The organism is Curtobacterium citreum (genome assembly GCF_006715175.1).
GTDB lineage: Bacteria > Actinomycetota > Actinomycetes > Actinomycetales > Microbacteriaceae > Curtobacterium > Curtobacterium citreum.
On sequence record NZ_VFMQ01000001.1, the window covers coordinates 369,082 to 381,705 of the forward strand.

11 protein-coding genes and 1 tRNA gene are annotated in these 12,624 nt (G+C 70.2%); 6 read left to right on the forward strand and 6 right to left on the reverse strand.

Features of this window, described 5'->3' with window-relative positions:
- Nucleotides 1-260: 260 nt before the first annotated feature.
- Entirely contained in the window at nucleotides 261-1,331 is a 1,071-nt protein-coding gene (locus FB462_RS01885; RefSeq protein ID WP_141859780.1) for a sigma-70 family RNA polymerase sigma factor, read from the forward strand.
- A gap of 156 nt (nucleotides 1,332-1,487) precedes the next feature.
- On the opposite strand, the gene FB462_RS01890 is transcribed toward FB462_RS01885, so the two are convergent.
- Nucleotides 1,488-2,423: an NAD(+)/NADH kinase gene (locus FB462_RS01890; protein WP_141859782.1), complete on the reverse strand. Its 936-nt coding sequence runs from the start codon at nucleotides 2,421-2,423 to the stop codon at nucleotides 1,488-1,490.
- Nucleotides 2,424-2,568: 145 nt separating this feature from the next.
- Between FB462_RS01890 and FB462_RS01895 the strand changes: the two genes are divergently transcribed.
- Nucleotides 2,569-5,088 (forward strand): ATP-dependent Clp protease ATP-binding subunit, encoded by a 2,520-nt coding sequence (locus tag FB462_RS01895; RefSeq protein WP_141859784.1) that lies wholly within the window; start codon nucleotides 2,569-2,571, stop codon nucleotides 5,086-5,088.
- A gap of 307 nt (nucleotides 5,089-5,395) precedes the next feature.
- Here the strand turns inward: FB462_RS01895 and FB462_RS01900 are convergent, their stop codons facing one another.
- Together FB462_RS01900 and FB462_RS01905 are read right to left on the reverse strand one after the other, a co-directional pair.
- Nucleotides 5,396-6,199, reverse strand: coding sequence for a hypothetical protein (locus FB462_RS01900; RefSeq protein WP_141859786.1), 804 nt, complete (start codon nucleotides 6,197-6,199; stop codon nucleotides 5,396-5,398).
- Between the two features lie 112 nt (nucleotides 6,200-6,311).
- On the reverse strand, nucleotides 6,312-6,764 hold the full coding sequence (locus FB462_RS01905) for an SRPBCC family protein (protein ID WP_141859788.1): 453 nt from the start codon (nucleotides 6,762-6,764) through the stop codon (nucleotides 6,312-6,314).
- Nucleotides 6,765-6,888: 124 nt separating this feature from the next.
- Here FB462_RS01905 and FB462_RS01910 point away from each other — a divergent pair, with 124 nt between their 5' ends.
- Together FB462_RS01910 and FB462_RS01915 are read left to right on the forward strand one after the other, a co-directional pair.
- Entirely contained in the window at nucleotides 6,889-7,431 is a 543-nt protein-coding gene (locus FB462_RS01910) for an amino-acid N-acetyltransferase (protein ID WP_058742237.1), read from the forward strand.
- A 64-nt stretch (nucleotides 7,432-7,495) separates the two neighbouring features.
- Nucleotides 7,496-8,182 (forward strand): hypothetical protein, encoded by a 687-nt coding sequence (locus tag FB462_RS01915; protein WP_141859791.1) that lies wholly within the window; start codon nucleotides 7,496-7,498, stop codon nucleotides 8,180-8,182.
- Nucleotides 8,183-8,413: 231 nt separating this feature from the next.
- Here FB462_RS01915 and cspE read toward each other — a convergent pair whose 3' ends face one another.
- Nucleotides 8,414-8,620, reverse strand: a complete 207-nt coding sequence (cspE, locus tag FB462_RS01920; RefSeq protein ID WP_022904520.1) for a transcription antiterminator/RNA stability regulator CspE — start codon at nucleotides 8,618-8,620, stop codon at nucleotides 8,414-8,416.
- A 381-nt stretch (nucleotides 8,621-9,001) separates the two neighbouring features.
- Between cspE and FB462_RS01925 the strand changes: the two genes are divergently transcribed.
- A complete protein-coding gene (locus FB462_RS01925) occupies nucleotides 9,002-9,385 on the forward strand; it encodes an SseB family protein (RefSeq protein WP_114850646.1) in 384 nt (127 codons plus the stop codon).
- A 217-nt stretch (nucleotides 9,386-9,602) separates the two neighbouring features.
- On the opposite strand, the gene radA is transcribed toward FB462_RS01925, so the two are convergent.
- Together radA and FB462_RS01935 are read right to left on the reverse strand one after the other, a co-directional pair.
- A complete protein-coding gene (gene radA / locus FB462_RS01930; protein WP_114850647.1) occupies nucleotides 9,603-10,964 on the reverse strand; it encodes a DNA repair protein RadA in 1,362 nt (453 codons plus the stop codon).
- A gap of 10 nt (nucleotides 10,965-10,974) precedes the next feature.
- Nucleotides 10,975-12,000, reverse strand: coding sequence for an SGNH/GDSL hydrolase family protein (locus tag FB462_RS01935; protein ID WP_167509966.1), 1,026 nt, complete (start codon nucleotides 11,998-12,000; stop codon nucleotides 10,975-10,977).
- 141 nt (nucleotides 12,001-12,141) lie between these two features.
- Between FB462_RS01935 and FB462_RS01940 the strand changes: the two genes are divergently transcribed.
- A tRNA-Ser gene (locus tag FB462_RS01940) sits at nucleotides 12,142-12,231 on the forward strand.
- Nucleotides 12,232-12,624 lie beyond the last annotated feature (393 nt).

Here is a 12,624-nt window from a genome sequence, read left to right on the forward strand (position 1 = left end):
GGTCGGCCGGGGTACACCCTCGGCAACGTCGATGAAACACCCCTGCAACAGCGGAAACACGGCGACATCCCCTTGCGCCCGGGCATCGAGGCGGACCATGCTGTCGACCAGGACGTACCCCGTGGGGGACAGTTCCGGCGGTGAAGCACGAGGTTCCCTGGGAATCGATCCGATCGGTTTGTGGGGTACACCTCGGGACCGCTTTACTCGTCAACACCCCCCACCGAGGCCATCACCGTCGAACCGCAGGGAGAGTCACCATGACGATCGCGACCGCAACACCGAAGACGACGACCACTGGCACCACCGCGCGCCGCACCAAGAAGGCTGCAGCAGCGAAGACCGCGGACGCTGCGGTGGAGACCACCACGCTCGACACCGAGGTCGAAGCCGACGAGCAGCTCGCGGGTGTCCGCGGCGCCTCGGTCGACCAGGTCGGTGACTACCTGCGCCACATCGGCCGCCTCTCGCTCCTCACCGCCGAGGAAGAGGCGGACATCGCCCGCCGCATCGAGGTCGGCCTGTTCGCCGAGGAGAAGCTCGCCAAGGAGCCGGGCATCGACAAGTCCCTGCAGCGCGAGCTGCGCTGGCTCGTCCGCGACGGTGAGCGCGCCAAGGAGCGCATGATCACCTCGAACCTCCGCCTCGTCGTGAGCATCGCGAAGCGGTACTCGCAGCGCGGCCTGCCGTTCATGGACGTCATCCAGGAGGGCAACCTCGGCCTCGTGCGTGCCGTCGAGAAGTTCGACTTCACGCAGGGCTACAAGTTCTCGACGTACGCCACCTGGTGGATCCGCCAGGCCATCTCGCGTGGTCTCGCCGACAAGGCCCGGACGATCCGCATCCCGGTGCACACCGTCGAGCTCATCAACAAGATCTCGCGCACCGAGCGCGACCTGACCGTCGACCTCGGCCGTGCGCCGATGCCCGACGAGGTCGCCGCGGAGCTCAGCATGAGCACCGAGGAGCTCCTCGACCTGAAGGGCCGCTCGCACGAGCCGGTCTCGATCCACACCGTGGTCGGCGACTCGGACGACAGCGAGCTCGGCGACTTCATCGAGGACGAGGACGCCGCGAGCCCGAACGAGCTCACCGAGACGACGCTCCTGCACCGCGACATCCGTTCGATCGTCGCGGAGCTGCCGAGCGACGAGGCGAACGTCATCCGGATGCGCTACGGCCTGGACGACGACAAGCCGATGACGCTCGACGAGATCTCGAAGATCGTGCACACGACCCGACAGGCGGTCAGCCGCGTCGAGTCCCGTGCGAAGCTGCGCCTGTTCGCGAAGGCCGTGAGCCAGGACATGCAGCTGTACCTGACCGACTGAGGTCAGCAGGCTTCGGCCGGCGCGTCAGTGCCGGCACGGGGAACCGGGCCGTCCTGTGGGAAGGCGGTCCGGTGGGGTGATGGGACGGCCCGTCCAGGCATTGCCTGGGCGGGCCACTCGTCTGTCTGCCGACGGGTCCTGGCCGCCGTCCGGTCGTCAGCCGTCCTCGAGGTCGCGGTTCAGCCGCTGCCGCAGGTCCTGGGGGATGAGCTCGATGAGCTGGTCCGGGCGGACGGGCAGGTCGAGCAGGCTGAGCTTCACCCGACCGGTGCGTCCGTGCCGCTCGGCGTCCAGGCGGACCACGCTCGCGGCGTCCTTCCGCAGCCGGACGTCGATCTGCGCCCCGGTCGCGACCTCGCCGACGACGAGTCCGTCGACCTCGAGTGCGGCGCTCCTCGTGCCCTCGGCGATGTCGAGTCGGTAGCGCTCCCGCGCGGCGAGCACCACGGCGCGGTCGATCCCGGCCATCGGCGCCACCGGGGTCACGACGGAGCCGGAGAGCGCGGGGGAGAGCACGGGACCGCCGGCCGCGTAGTTGTACGCGGTGGACCCCGCCGGGGTGGCGGCGACGATGGCGTCCGCGCGGTAGTAGCCGTAGCCGAGCCCGCCGACGCTCAGGTCGGCGGAGACCTGGCCGGCGCCGGGGCGTCGCACCACGGTGAGGTCGTTGAACGCCAGGTAGTCGGTCCGTGCACCGCTCCAGGACAGCCGGGCCTCGAGCGCGTGGTGCGGCTCGAGCTGGTACTCGCCGGCGGACAGCCGGTCGAGCGCCGCCTCGAGCTCCGGCGGCTCGATCTCGACGAGGAACCCGACGTTGCCGTAGTTGACGCCGAGCACCGGCACCGGGCGCTTGGCCACGAGGCGCATCGCCCCGAGCATCGTGCCGTCCCCGCCGAGCGCCACGACGAGGTCGATCTGCTCGGTGAAGTCGTCCTCGTCGACCACGTCCACCCCGCCGCCCAGGCGCTGCGCGTCCGAGCGGCGTGCGACGAGCCGCCCCTGTCCGGAGGCGTTCCACCGCTGCAGGGTCGCGACGGACTCCTGCACGTTCTTGGTGGGGTGGACGACGAGGCCGACGACGGGCTGCTCCATGCCCCGAGGGTACCCACCACACCCCGCCTGCCCACTGGGCGAAGCGAGGTCACGCCCACGGCGAACAGGGGCAGCCCTCCGGGGGTCCGCTGGTTAGTCTCGATGTACGTCACCGAGCTCCCACGAGCCCGGCAAGGGAGAGCACATGTTCGAGAGATTCACCGACCGAGCCCGTCGTGTTGTCGTCCTCGCTCAAGAAGAAGCGAAGATGCTCAACCACAACTACATCGGCACCGAGCACATCCTCCTCGGCCTCATCCACGAGGGCGAGGGCGTCGCCGCCAAGGCGCTGGAGTCGCTCGGCATCTCGCTCGATGCCGTCCGCGAGCAGGTCCAGGACATCATCGGGCAGGGGCAGCAGCAGCCGACCGGGCACATCCCGTTCACGCCGCGCGCCAAGAAGGTGCTCGAGCTGTCCCTGCGCGAGGCGCTGCAGCTCGGCCACAACTACATCGGCACCGAGCACATCCTGCTCGGCCTCATCCGCGAGGGCGAGGGCGTCGCAGCACAGGTGCTCGTCAAGCTCGGCGCGGACCTCAACCGCGTCCGCCAGCAGGTCATCCAGCTCCTGTCCGGCTACCAGGGCAAGGAAGCGGTCGCCGTCGGCGGCGAGACGCAGCAGAACGCCCAGCAGGGGTCGCAGGTCCTCGACCAGTTCGGTCGGAACCTGACCCAGGCCGCGCGCGACGGCAAGCTCGACCCGGTCATCGGGCGCGAGAAGGAGATGGAGCGGGTCATGCAGATCCTCTCCCGCCGCTCCAAGAACAACCCCGTCCTGATCGGTGAGCCGGGCGTCGGCAAGACCGCGGTCGTCGAGGGCCTCGCCCAGGCGATCGTCAAGGGCGACGTTCCGGAGACGCTGAAGGACAAGCAGCTCTACTCGCTCGACCTCGGGTCGCTCATCGCCGGGTCCCGCTACCGCGGTGACTTCGAGGAGCGCCTGAAGAAGGTCACGAAGGAGATCCGCACCCGCGGCGACATCATCGTCTTCATCGACGAGATCCACACGCTCGTCGGTGCCGGCGCTGCCGAGGGCGCGATCGACGCCGCGTCGATCCTCAAGCCGCTCCTCGCCCGCGGTGAGCTGCAGACGGTCGGTGCGACCACGCTCGACGAGTACCGCAAGCACTTCGAGAAGGACGCCGCACTCGAGCGTCGCTTCCAGCCGGTGCAGGTGAACGAGCCGTCGCTGCCGCACGCGATCAACATCCTCAAGGGCCTCCGCGACAAGTACGAGGCGTTCCACAAGGTGTCCATCACCGACGGTGCGATCGTCGCCGCGGCGAACCTGGCGGACCGCTACGTGCAGGACCGCTTCCTGCCGGACAAGGCCATCGACCTGATCGACGAGGCCGGTGCACGTCTCCGCCTGTCGATCCTGTCGGCGCCGCCGGAGCTCCGCGAGTTCGACGAGAAGATCTCGACGGTCCGCGGGTCGAAGGAAGCCGCGATCGAGGAGCAGGACTTCGAGAAGGCCGCGAGCCTGCGCGACGAGGAGAAGAAGCTCCTCGGCGAGCGTCTCCGCCTCGAGAAGCAGTGGCGTGCGGGTGACGTCGCCGCGTCCGGCACCGTCGACGAGGGCATCATCGCCGAGGTCCTGGCGCAGGCCACGGGCATCCCGGTCTTCAAGCTCACGGAAGAGGAGACCTCGCGTCTCGTCTTCATGGAGAAGGCCCTGCACGAGCGCGTCATCGGCCAGGAAGAGGCCATCTCGGCCCTCTCCAAGACGATCCGCCGCACCCGTGCCGGCCTGAAGGACCCGAACCGTCCCTCCGGCTCGTTCATCTTCGCCGGCCCCACGGGCGTCGGGAAGACCGAGCTCGCCAAGGCCCTCGCGGAGTTCCTGTTCGACGACGAGGGCGCACTGATCTCGCTCGACATGTCGGAGTTCGGCGAGAAGCACACCGTCTCGCGGCTGTTCGGTGCCCCTCCCGGGTTCGTCGGCTTCGAGGAGGGCGGCCAGCTGACCGAGAAGGTGCGTCGCAAGCCGTTCTCCGTGGTCCTGTTCGACGAGATCGAGAAGGCCCACCCGGACATCTTCAACTCGCTGCTGCAGGTCCTCGAAGAGGGTCGCCTGACCGATGGTCAGGGCCGCGTGGTCGACTTCAAGAACACCGTCATCATCATGACCACGAACCTCGGTTCGCAGGGCATCGCCGGTGGCCCGGTGGGCTTCCAGGTCGAGGGTGACTCGGCCGTCGGCTACGACCGCATGCGCTCGAAGGTGAACGAGGAGCTCAAGAAGCACTTCAAGCCCGAGTTCCTGAACCGCGTCGACGACACGATCGTGTTCCCGCAGCTCTCGCAGTCCGAGCTGCTGCAGATCGTGGACCTGTTCGTGAAGCGCCTGGCGGACCGCCTGCTCGACCGCGACATGACGGTGGAGCTCACGCTCGCCGCCAAGGAGCAGCTCATCAAGGTCGGCTTCGACCCGGCACTCGGTGCCCGGCCGCTCCGTCGCGCGATGCAGCACGAGGTCGAGGACCAGCTGTCCGAGCACATCCTGCAGGGTGAGCTCAACGCCGGCGACCACGTGAAGGTCGACTTCGCCGAGGGGACGTTCCAGTTCGAGACCGGGCGGCAGCCGGGTCGCGAGGAGGTCCTCGCCGGGGCGCCGACGCTCGAGAAGGCGCCGGAGACCCCGCAGGGCGAGATCGAGTCCTAGGACCGGACCGGAACACGGACGGGAGGCGCGGTGCCAGCTGGCACCGCCCTCCTTCGCAGGCTCAGTCGGCGCGCCCCGCGCAACGCTTCGCGTTGCCACTCAGCGGGGCGCGCCCGTCCGTTCGTGGTTCCGATGTGCGTGATCCGGCTCGCGCCGGACCGGACCCCCGTCCGGGGGTAGCATCGTGGACGTGCGAGGGTTCCCCCCAACGCCTCGTGCACGATGTCCGGCTGGTTCCCCCCAACAGGTCGGACGTCAGTGGCCCCGGTCCTTCGGACCGGGGCCACTTGCGTGTGCGCGGACGGGGTCAGAGCCCCGCGGCGAACGCGCGGACGGCACCCTCCCAGCGGTCCGGGTCCTCGTTCCACTCCAGGGTGTGCCGGGCGTCGCGGAAGGTCTCGACACGGGCACCCCGTGCCGCCAGGCGGGCGACGTCGTCTGCGGCGACGAGGGCGTCCGCCGCTGAGTGCAGCACGAGCGTCGGCGTCCCGTCGTCCTGCCACCGGGTCGCGGTCAGCGGGTACGGGACGCCCGCCAGACGGCTGAGCCCGGGGGTCGTGGCCACCCGCACGGCGACCGTGCCGACGGCGGCCGGGAAGCGTGCGGCCGTGACCGCTCCGCGGAGCGCCGAGCGGACGTCGAGCAGCGGGGCCACGCCGACGATGCCGTCCACGGGCGTGCGGGCCGCGGCGGCGGATGCGGCGAGGGCCCCGGCGGACCAGCCCTGCAGCACGACGCGCTGGGCACCGCGGGCCCGGGCGGCGTGGGCCGCGGCGGCGATCCGGTCGACGGCGGCCGGGTCGAGGGAGCGGAGTGGTAGGTCCGTCGTGTCGACGACCTGGTTCGAGGCACCGAGCGACCGCCAGACCCGCAGACCACGGAGGACCTGCTGCGGACCGATCGACTGGCCGTGGACGTGCACCACGTGCGTCTCGGCGACACCGTCGGGTTCGGTGCCCGGGACGTCCCGCTCGTCGGCGTACACGAGCTCGGACTCCGGCGGGGTGAACGGCGCGGGACGGAGGAGTCGCCGCGCGGCAGCCGCCCCGAGGGCCACGCTGCCCGCGCTCGCGATGACCGTGCCGGTGAGTGCGGTGCGCAGGAGCTTCATGGTGCCCACTCTGCCACCGCCGGGTGCGTGGACCCGGCGCGACCACGGACCGACGGAAGGCGCGGTGCCAGCCGGCACCGCGCCTCCCGTCCGTCAGTGGGTCCGGACCGTCTCAGGCCTGGACGTCGCCGCGCCAGCCGGGCTCGGTCGGCGCGTTCTCGACGCGCTCCTTGAAGTTCTGCAGGTCCTTCTTGACTGCGTGCCCGCCGACGCCGACGGCGGAGCCGAGCTTCTCGAGCAGGCCCGTGGGCTCCCAGTCGATCTGCGCCGTGACCCGCGTTTCGCTGTCCGACAGCTTGTGGAAGGTGACCACGCCGGCGTGCTCGACGTCGCCGTCCTTGACGGTCCACGCGACGCGCTCGTCCGGGTGCTGCTCGGTGATGACGGCGCGGAAGTCGCGCTCCTGGCCGGCCACCTTGACGGTCCAGTCGGTGGTCTTGTCGTCGACCTGGACGATCTTCTCGACCTCGTCGAGGAAGGTGGGGAACTCCTCGAACCGGGTCCACTGGTCGTAGGCCTGGCGGACGGGGACGCTGACGTCGACGGTCTCGATGATCTGGGGCATGCTCGCTCCTTCGTTCGGTCCTGGGTACACCTGGGACGGTAGGCGCGGACGGCTGGGCGGCCTCCAGGGCGGTGTCCCCCTGCTCGGGCGGCGGGCTGGCGGCGGGCGTTCTATGCTCGAACGGATGACTGGACACGCCAAGCACGCGTTCGACGAACGGGACGAGCACGGGATCCGCGTGCGACCGGCGCTCGCGTCGGACGTGCCGCACATCCAGCGGCTCATCGCGCCGTACGTCGACCGGCGCATCCTGCTCGGCAAGGAGAACGTCGCGCTGTACGGGTCGATCCAGCAGTTCCGGATCGCCGAGGGTCCCGACGGTGTGCCGATCGGGTGCGGCGCCCTCGCCGTGTTCTGGGACGACATCGCCGAGGTGCGGACGCTCGCCCTCGACGAGCGGTGGATCCACAAGCGCGTCGGGCACCGGATGCTCGAGGCGCTCGAGCACGACGCCCGCGAGCTCGGCGTCGCCCGGATCTTCTGCCTGACGTTCGAGGTCGAGTTCTTCGCGAAGCACGGGTACCTGGAGATCGGCGAGCAGGTCGTGTCGCCGGACGTCTACGCCGAGCTCGTGCGCTCGTCGGACGAAGGTGTCGCCGAGTTCCTCGACCTGGCCCGGGTCAAGCCGAACACCCTCGGCAACACCCGCATGCTGAAGATCCTCTGACGCTTTCGACGGTGCCTCGGCGTCGCGTCCCGGGCGTGGGGCGATCCCGTCCTACCCTGTGCGCATGTCCTCGTTCCGCCACCCCGTCGGCCCCGAGTCGTCCGGTGTCTACTGGCGCCGTCGTGCGCTCGTCGGCGGGGTCCTGCTGCTCATCGTCGTCGTGGTCGTCCTGATCGTGGTCGGCCGGGGGAGCGGGGCGTCCTCGGCGTCGGCGCCCGGGGCGACGGCGTCGGCATCGGGTTCGGCAGCGGGTTCGACCGGCGGTGCTGCCGGTTCCGCAGCCGACTCTGCTGCTTCCGCTCCTGCTGCGCCGTCCGCATCGGCTTCTGCGGCGGCGTCCGGATCCGGGTCGACCTGCTCGGCGGACCAGATCACGCTCGCCGCCGTGCTGGACAAGACCGTGTACGGCCCCACCGAGGACCCGAAGATCGCGATGTCGATCACGAACACCGGCTCGGACGCCTGCCACATGGACCTCGGCTCGGCGCAGCAGGTGCTGACGATCAGCTCCGGTGACGAGCAGTACTGGTCGTCGAAGGACTGCCAGACGAACGGCACGAACCAGGACGTCACGATCAAGGCCGGGCAGACCCTGACGACGCCGTCGATCACGTGGGACCGGACGCGCTCGTCGACGACCACGTGCGACTCGTCCCGTCCGGCGGTCACCGGTGGGGGTGCGAGTTACCACCTGCAGGTGGCGGTGGGGGACCTGAAGTCGGAGAAGTCGGCGCAGTTCGTCCTGAACTGAGGCGCTGGCGGCCGGCGGTGGCGTCGCGTGTCGGCGGCGTGCGTTGCGCGTCGAACCAGGTTTCCGACGTCGAACCAGGCGCTTCCGCTGGTTCGACGTCGCTTCCGTGGTTCCGTGCGCGGCGGCGGCGGCACGGCGACGGTGCGGGCGGCGCGAGCACCGTGACCGCCCGGGAACGCAGAACGGGCCCGCCGTCCGAAGACGACGAGCCCGTTCGAGAAGCTGAGGTGATCAGCCGATGACGGAGATGTTCTCCGCCTGCGGGCCCTTGCGGCCCTCGGTGATCTCGAACTCCACCTTCTGGTTCTCCTCGAGCGACTTGTAGCCGTTGCCAGCGATCGCGGAGAAGTGCGCGAAGACGTCGGCGCTGCCGTCGTCCGGAGCGATGAAGCCGAAGCCCTTTTCGTTGTTGAACCACTTGACGGTGCCAGTTGCCATGATGGCGTTTCCTTACTTTCTTGCCAGGCGAGATATCGCTGCCTGTCTTGCGAGGCGACACGTACTGCCGCCGATCCACCGACGGATTGTCGTCAGATCGATGCGCCCCGCGGGCATGGGCCGGCGGAACGGGTTCGGGGCCAGGCGACCTGAGAGGGTCAGTGACCGTTGGCGCTCGAAGGTGCAGAGCACCAGAAGAACGATGGACTCCCGCCGAGGCGGTTGTGACCAACCTACCGTGCCGAACGGCCCCAGCGGGAGTCCCGTGACGACATCTGTGCACGAGGACAGCGTTCCACCGCCGCTTTCCGCAGTCCCGCGCCGTCCGAGCGGCGCGTGGTGCGGTCACGGGAGCGCCGCAGAAGTGGTGGACTAGAGGCGATGGCAGACAAGGAACAGCGCTTCCGGAGCGAGCAGCTCGAGGAGGCCCTCGCAAAGCAGGACGTGGCAGCGGTGGCGTTTGCCCTGCGCAACGACATCGTGATCGTGCCGCGGCTCGTCACGGGCAAGAAGGACATGCAGGTGCGCGTCTTCGGCCGCGAGGGGTCCGACAAGCGGATCCTGCTGCTGTTCTCGTCCGCGGACGCGTACACGGCGATGGTGCCGGACGAGAAGATCAGGCAGGTCATGGTCTACGACGGGCCCCGGCTCGAGGAGTTCCTCGCTGCGCACCTCGACTCGCTCGAGGGTGTGTTCTTCGACATCGCCGGGCCGCACACGATGCAGTCGACCCCTGCGGACCTGCTGGCGGCGCTGCGCGCCTGACGCGGTCGGGGTCGGTCCTGCCAGTGCGGCTGGTCCGACGGTCGCGGCGGTCCGGTGGTCCGGTAGTCGCGTCAGTCGGCAGGGTCGGCAGGGTCGGCAGGGTTGGCAGGGTTGGCAGGGTCGGCTGTTGCGGCAGTCGGCCGCTCCGGCCTGGAGGATCGGATCGCCCCCGTCCCGCCGGTTGCTTCCTCCGGTGGCCGGGCTGGCGTGCGCCGGGTCAGAACGCCCGGTCGAGCTCGCGTTCGCGCGCGGACTGCGTCATCGAGAAGGCCACCCGGAGCGCTTCGCGGAGGTGCTCCGACCCCGCGCCGAGCACCGTCGTGAAGCCGAGTCGTGCGGCTTCGCTCGCCCGTTGCTTCGCCCCCGTGGCCGGCCGGATCTCGCCGGCGAGGCTGATCTCGCCGACCGCCGCGAGCGTGTGCGGGTACGGGCGGTCCCGCGCGGCGCTCGCGAGCGCGAGGGCGATCGCCAGGTCGGCGCCCGGTTCGGTGAGCTTCATGCCGCCGACCGTCGACACGTACACGTCGGCGTCGGAGAGCTTCAGCCCGGCACGACGTTCGAGCACGGCGAGGAGCATCGCGACCCGGGACGCGTCGACCCCGTTGACCACGCGGCGCGGCTGGGGTGCGGAGCTCGGCACCACGAGGGCCTGCACCTCGACCGGCAGGGCCCGACGCCCCTCCATCGCCACGGTGACGCACGTGCCGGACACCGGCGTGCCGTTGCGCGACATGAACAGTCCGCTGGGGTCCGGGACCTCGTGGATGCCGTCGCCGGCCATGTCGAAGCAGCCGACCTCGTCGGTCGGACCGAAGCGGTTCTTGAGCGCCCGGACGAAACGGAGCGCGGTCTGGCGGTCGCCCTCGAAGTGGCACACCACGTCCACCAGGTGCTCGAGGAGCCGCGGCCCCGCGATCGTGCCGTCCTTCGTGACGTGCCCGACGATCAGAACCGGCAGCGCCCGCTCCTTCGCCACCCGGATGAGCGTGGACGCGACCTCCCGCACCTGCGAGGTCCCGCCCGCGATGCCGTCGACGGTGCTCGACGAGATCGTCTGCACCGAGTCCGCGATGACCAGGTCGGGCTGGACCTGGTCGATCTGGCCGAGGATGACGCCGAGGTCGACCTCGCTCGCCAGGTAGAGCTCGTCGTGCATGGCGTTCGTGCGCTCGGCGCGGAGTCGGACCTGGTCGACGGACTCCTCGGCGCTGACGTAGAGGACGCGCTTCCCCGTCGCCGCCGCGCGCGAGGCGACCTCGAGCAGCAGCGTCGACTTGCCCACACCCGGCTCGCCCGACAGCAGCACGGCTGCGCCGGGGACGATGCCGCCGCCGAGGACGCGGTCGAACTCGCCGATGCCCGTGTTCCACCGCTGCACGGCGGTGCCGGTCGCCTGGGTGATCGGACGGGCCACCCGTGCTCCGGCGACGGCGACCGGAGCGGTGCCGCGGGAGCTCGCGGCCGCAGCGGTGGTGTCCTCGACCGTGCCCCACGCCTGGCACTCGCCGCAGCGGCCGACCCACTTGATGCTGCTCCACCCGCACTCCGAGCAGCGGTACAGGGACTGGGTGCGCGCCATGACGTCGAGGCTAGGCCGCTCCGCCGACATCACCCGTCCGCCGGCCCGGGGCGGTGTCGGAGTGGGAGCTGATGCTGGTGCTGCCCTCGTTCTCGCTCTCGCTCTCCTGCTGGTGCGGCAGCGGGATCGAGCCCGTCATCCGATGCCGGAGCCGCTCCACCCGCCCCGGTCGCTCGCTGTGGTCGAGCTCCGCCGCGTGCTCTGTGTCCTGCTCCGCACGCGCAGTGGCGACCGCGCCGGCCTCGCGCCCGAGGTCCTCGGCCTCTCGCGCGGACAGGTACTGCCGGATCGCCGCCACCGTGTCCACCCGGGCGTCCACCGCGGGCTCGAACGCGCTCGCCCAGATCTCGTAGCCGCGGTCGTTCGGGTGGAACAGGTCGCCGTAGCTGTTGAAGAACGTGCGACGAAGCCCCACGCGCTTCGTGATGACGTGCAGCGGTGCCACGGTCAGCCCGAGCTCGTCGGCGACCCGGTGGACGATCTCGTTCGCCACCGCCACCTTGCGCTCCCGGTCCGGCACGAACATGCACGGCAGCTCCGCGACGATCGCGTGGGAGGGCACCGCGCTGTAGATCGCCCGGATGTTCCGCTCGAACTTGTCCGGGTGGAAGTCCGCGATGTCGTTGGCGCCGATCGACACCGTGCAGATGTCCGGGGTGTGGTTCCGGAGCTTCGGGAGCTGGTCGTTCTTCGCCCCCCACGTCGTCGACCCCGAGACGCTGAGGTTGACCACGCGCACGGACATCCGCGACCGGTGTCGGATCCGGCGTGCCAGGAGCCCCACGTACCCGCGTGCCGGCGTCGTCGCTCCGACGCCCTGCGCCGCCGAGTCGCCGATCGCCAGGTAAGTCAGCTGGCCATCGTGCTGCAGGCGCTCCCGCCACCAGTCCGCGTGCACGGGCAGCATGTCGACCACCCGCTGCGCAGCGGCGCGCTGCCCGCGGACCCCGGCACGGGCGCCGAAGAGCCCACCCCCCACGACGGCGAGTCCGCCGAGGACCGAGGTGAGCAGGGCGACGATGGTGCGCGTTCTCATGCCGAGGACGGTACGCGGGCCGGCTCGTCCTCGACTCCGGCCGAGCTGGACTGTGGACAGGAGGTCGGACAGCACCGCCTGTGGAGGGTGGCCGAGCTGCGGTGGTTCGACGCGCCTCCCGGATCGTGTAAACTCTTCCCCGGTACCGTGTCCGAGCGGCCGAAGGATCATGTCTCGAAAACATGTGTGGGGGCAACTCCACCGTGGGTTCAAATCCCACCGGTACCGCCACAGAAAACCCCCGTTCACGCGGGGGTTTTCTTGTTTTCGGGAGCGCCGACGGTGCGTCCTCGGCGCAGACCCCCGCGAGACGCGCTTGTCGGCCCCCGCGGCGCTGAGCGGACGGTGCGGTCCGTGCCGCGGCAAGCGTCGTCGATCGAAGAGTTGCGATGCGGGCCATTGCCGCGGTGCGGGTCACACCCCTTGCAGTGACCTGGTCCTGCGTCTGTCTGAGGACCAGGGAGTCCCGCCCGTAGGCTCAGAGGCATGCGTTGGACAGCGGTCACAGTTGTGCTGGTGTTCCTCGGCTTGGTTCTGACCGGGTGCGCCGTCTGGCTCATCGCGCAAGGCAGCGGATTCGGTTGGCTTCTTCTCGCCGCGGACGTGGTGCTCGGGTTCGTGAAC

Bases quoted from the DNA above. Each gene is read 5' to 3' on its own strand.
- FB462_RS01910 (WP_058742237.1), top strand. From the start codon at position 6,889: ATGACTGGACACGCCAAGCACGCGTTCGACGAACGGGACGAGCACGGG.
- radA (WP_114850647.1), bottom strand. From the start codon at position 10,964: ATGGCGCGCACCCAGTCCCTGTACCGCTGCTCGGAGTGCGGGTGGAGC.
- FB462_RS01900 (WP_141859786.1), bottom strand. From the start codon at position 6,199: ATGAAGCTCCTGCGCACCGCACTCACCGGCACGGTCATCGCGAGCGCG.
- FB462_RS01895 (WP_141859784.1), top strand. From the start codon at position 2,569: ATGTTCGAGAGATTCACCGACCGAGCCCGTCGTGTTGTCGTCCTCGCT.
- FB462_RS01935 (WP_167509966.1), bottom strand. From the start codon at position 12,000: ATGAGAACGCGCACCATCGTCGCCCTGCTCACCTCGGTCCTCGGCGGA.
- FB462_RS01885 (WP_141859780.1), top strand. From the start codon at position 261: ATGACGATCGCGACCGCAACACCGAAGACGACGACCACTGGCACCACC.
- FB462_RS01915 (WP_141859791.1), top strand. From the start codon at position 7,496: ATGTCCTCGTTCCGCCACCCCGTCGGCCCCGAGTCGTCCGGTGTCTAC.
- FB462_RS01905 (WP_141859788.1), bottom strand. From the start codon at position 6,764: ATGCCCCAGATCATCGAGACCGTCGACGTCAGCGTCCCCGTCCGCCAG.
- FB462_RS01925 (WP_114850646.1), top strand. From the start codon at position 9,002: ATGGCAGACAAGGAACAGCGCTTCCGGAGCGAGCAGCTCGAGGAGGCC.
- cspE (WP_022904520.1), bottom strand. From the start codon at position 8,620: ATGGCAACTGGCACCGTCAAGTGGTTCAACAACGAAAAGGGCTTCGGC.
- FB462_RS01890 (WP_141859782.1), bottom strand. From the start codon at position 2,423: ATGGAGCAGCCCGTCGTCGGCCTCGTCGTCCACCCCACCAAGAACGTG.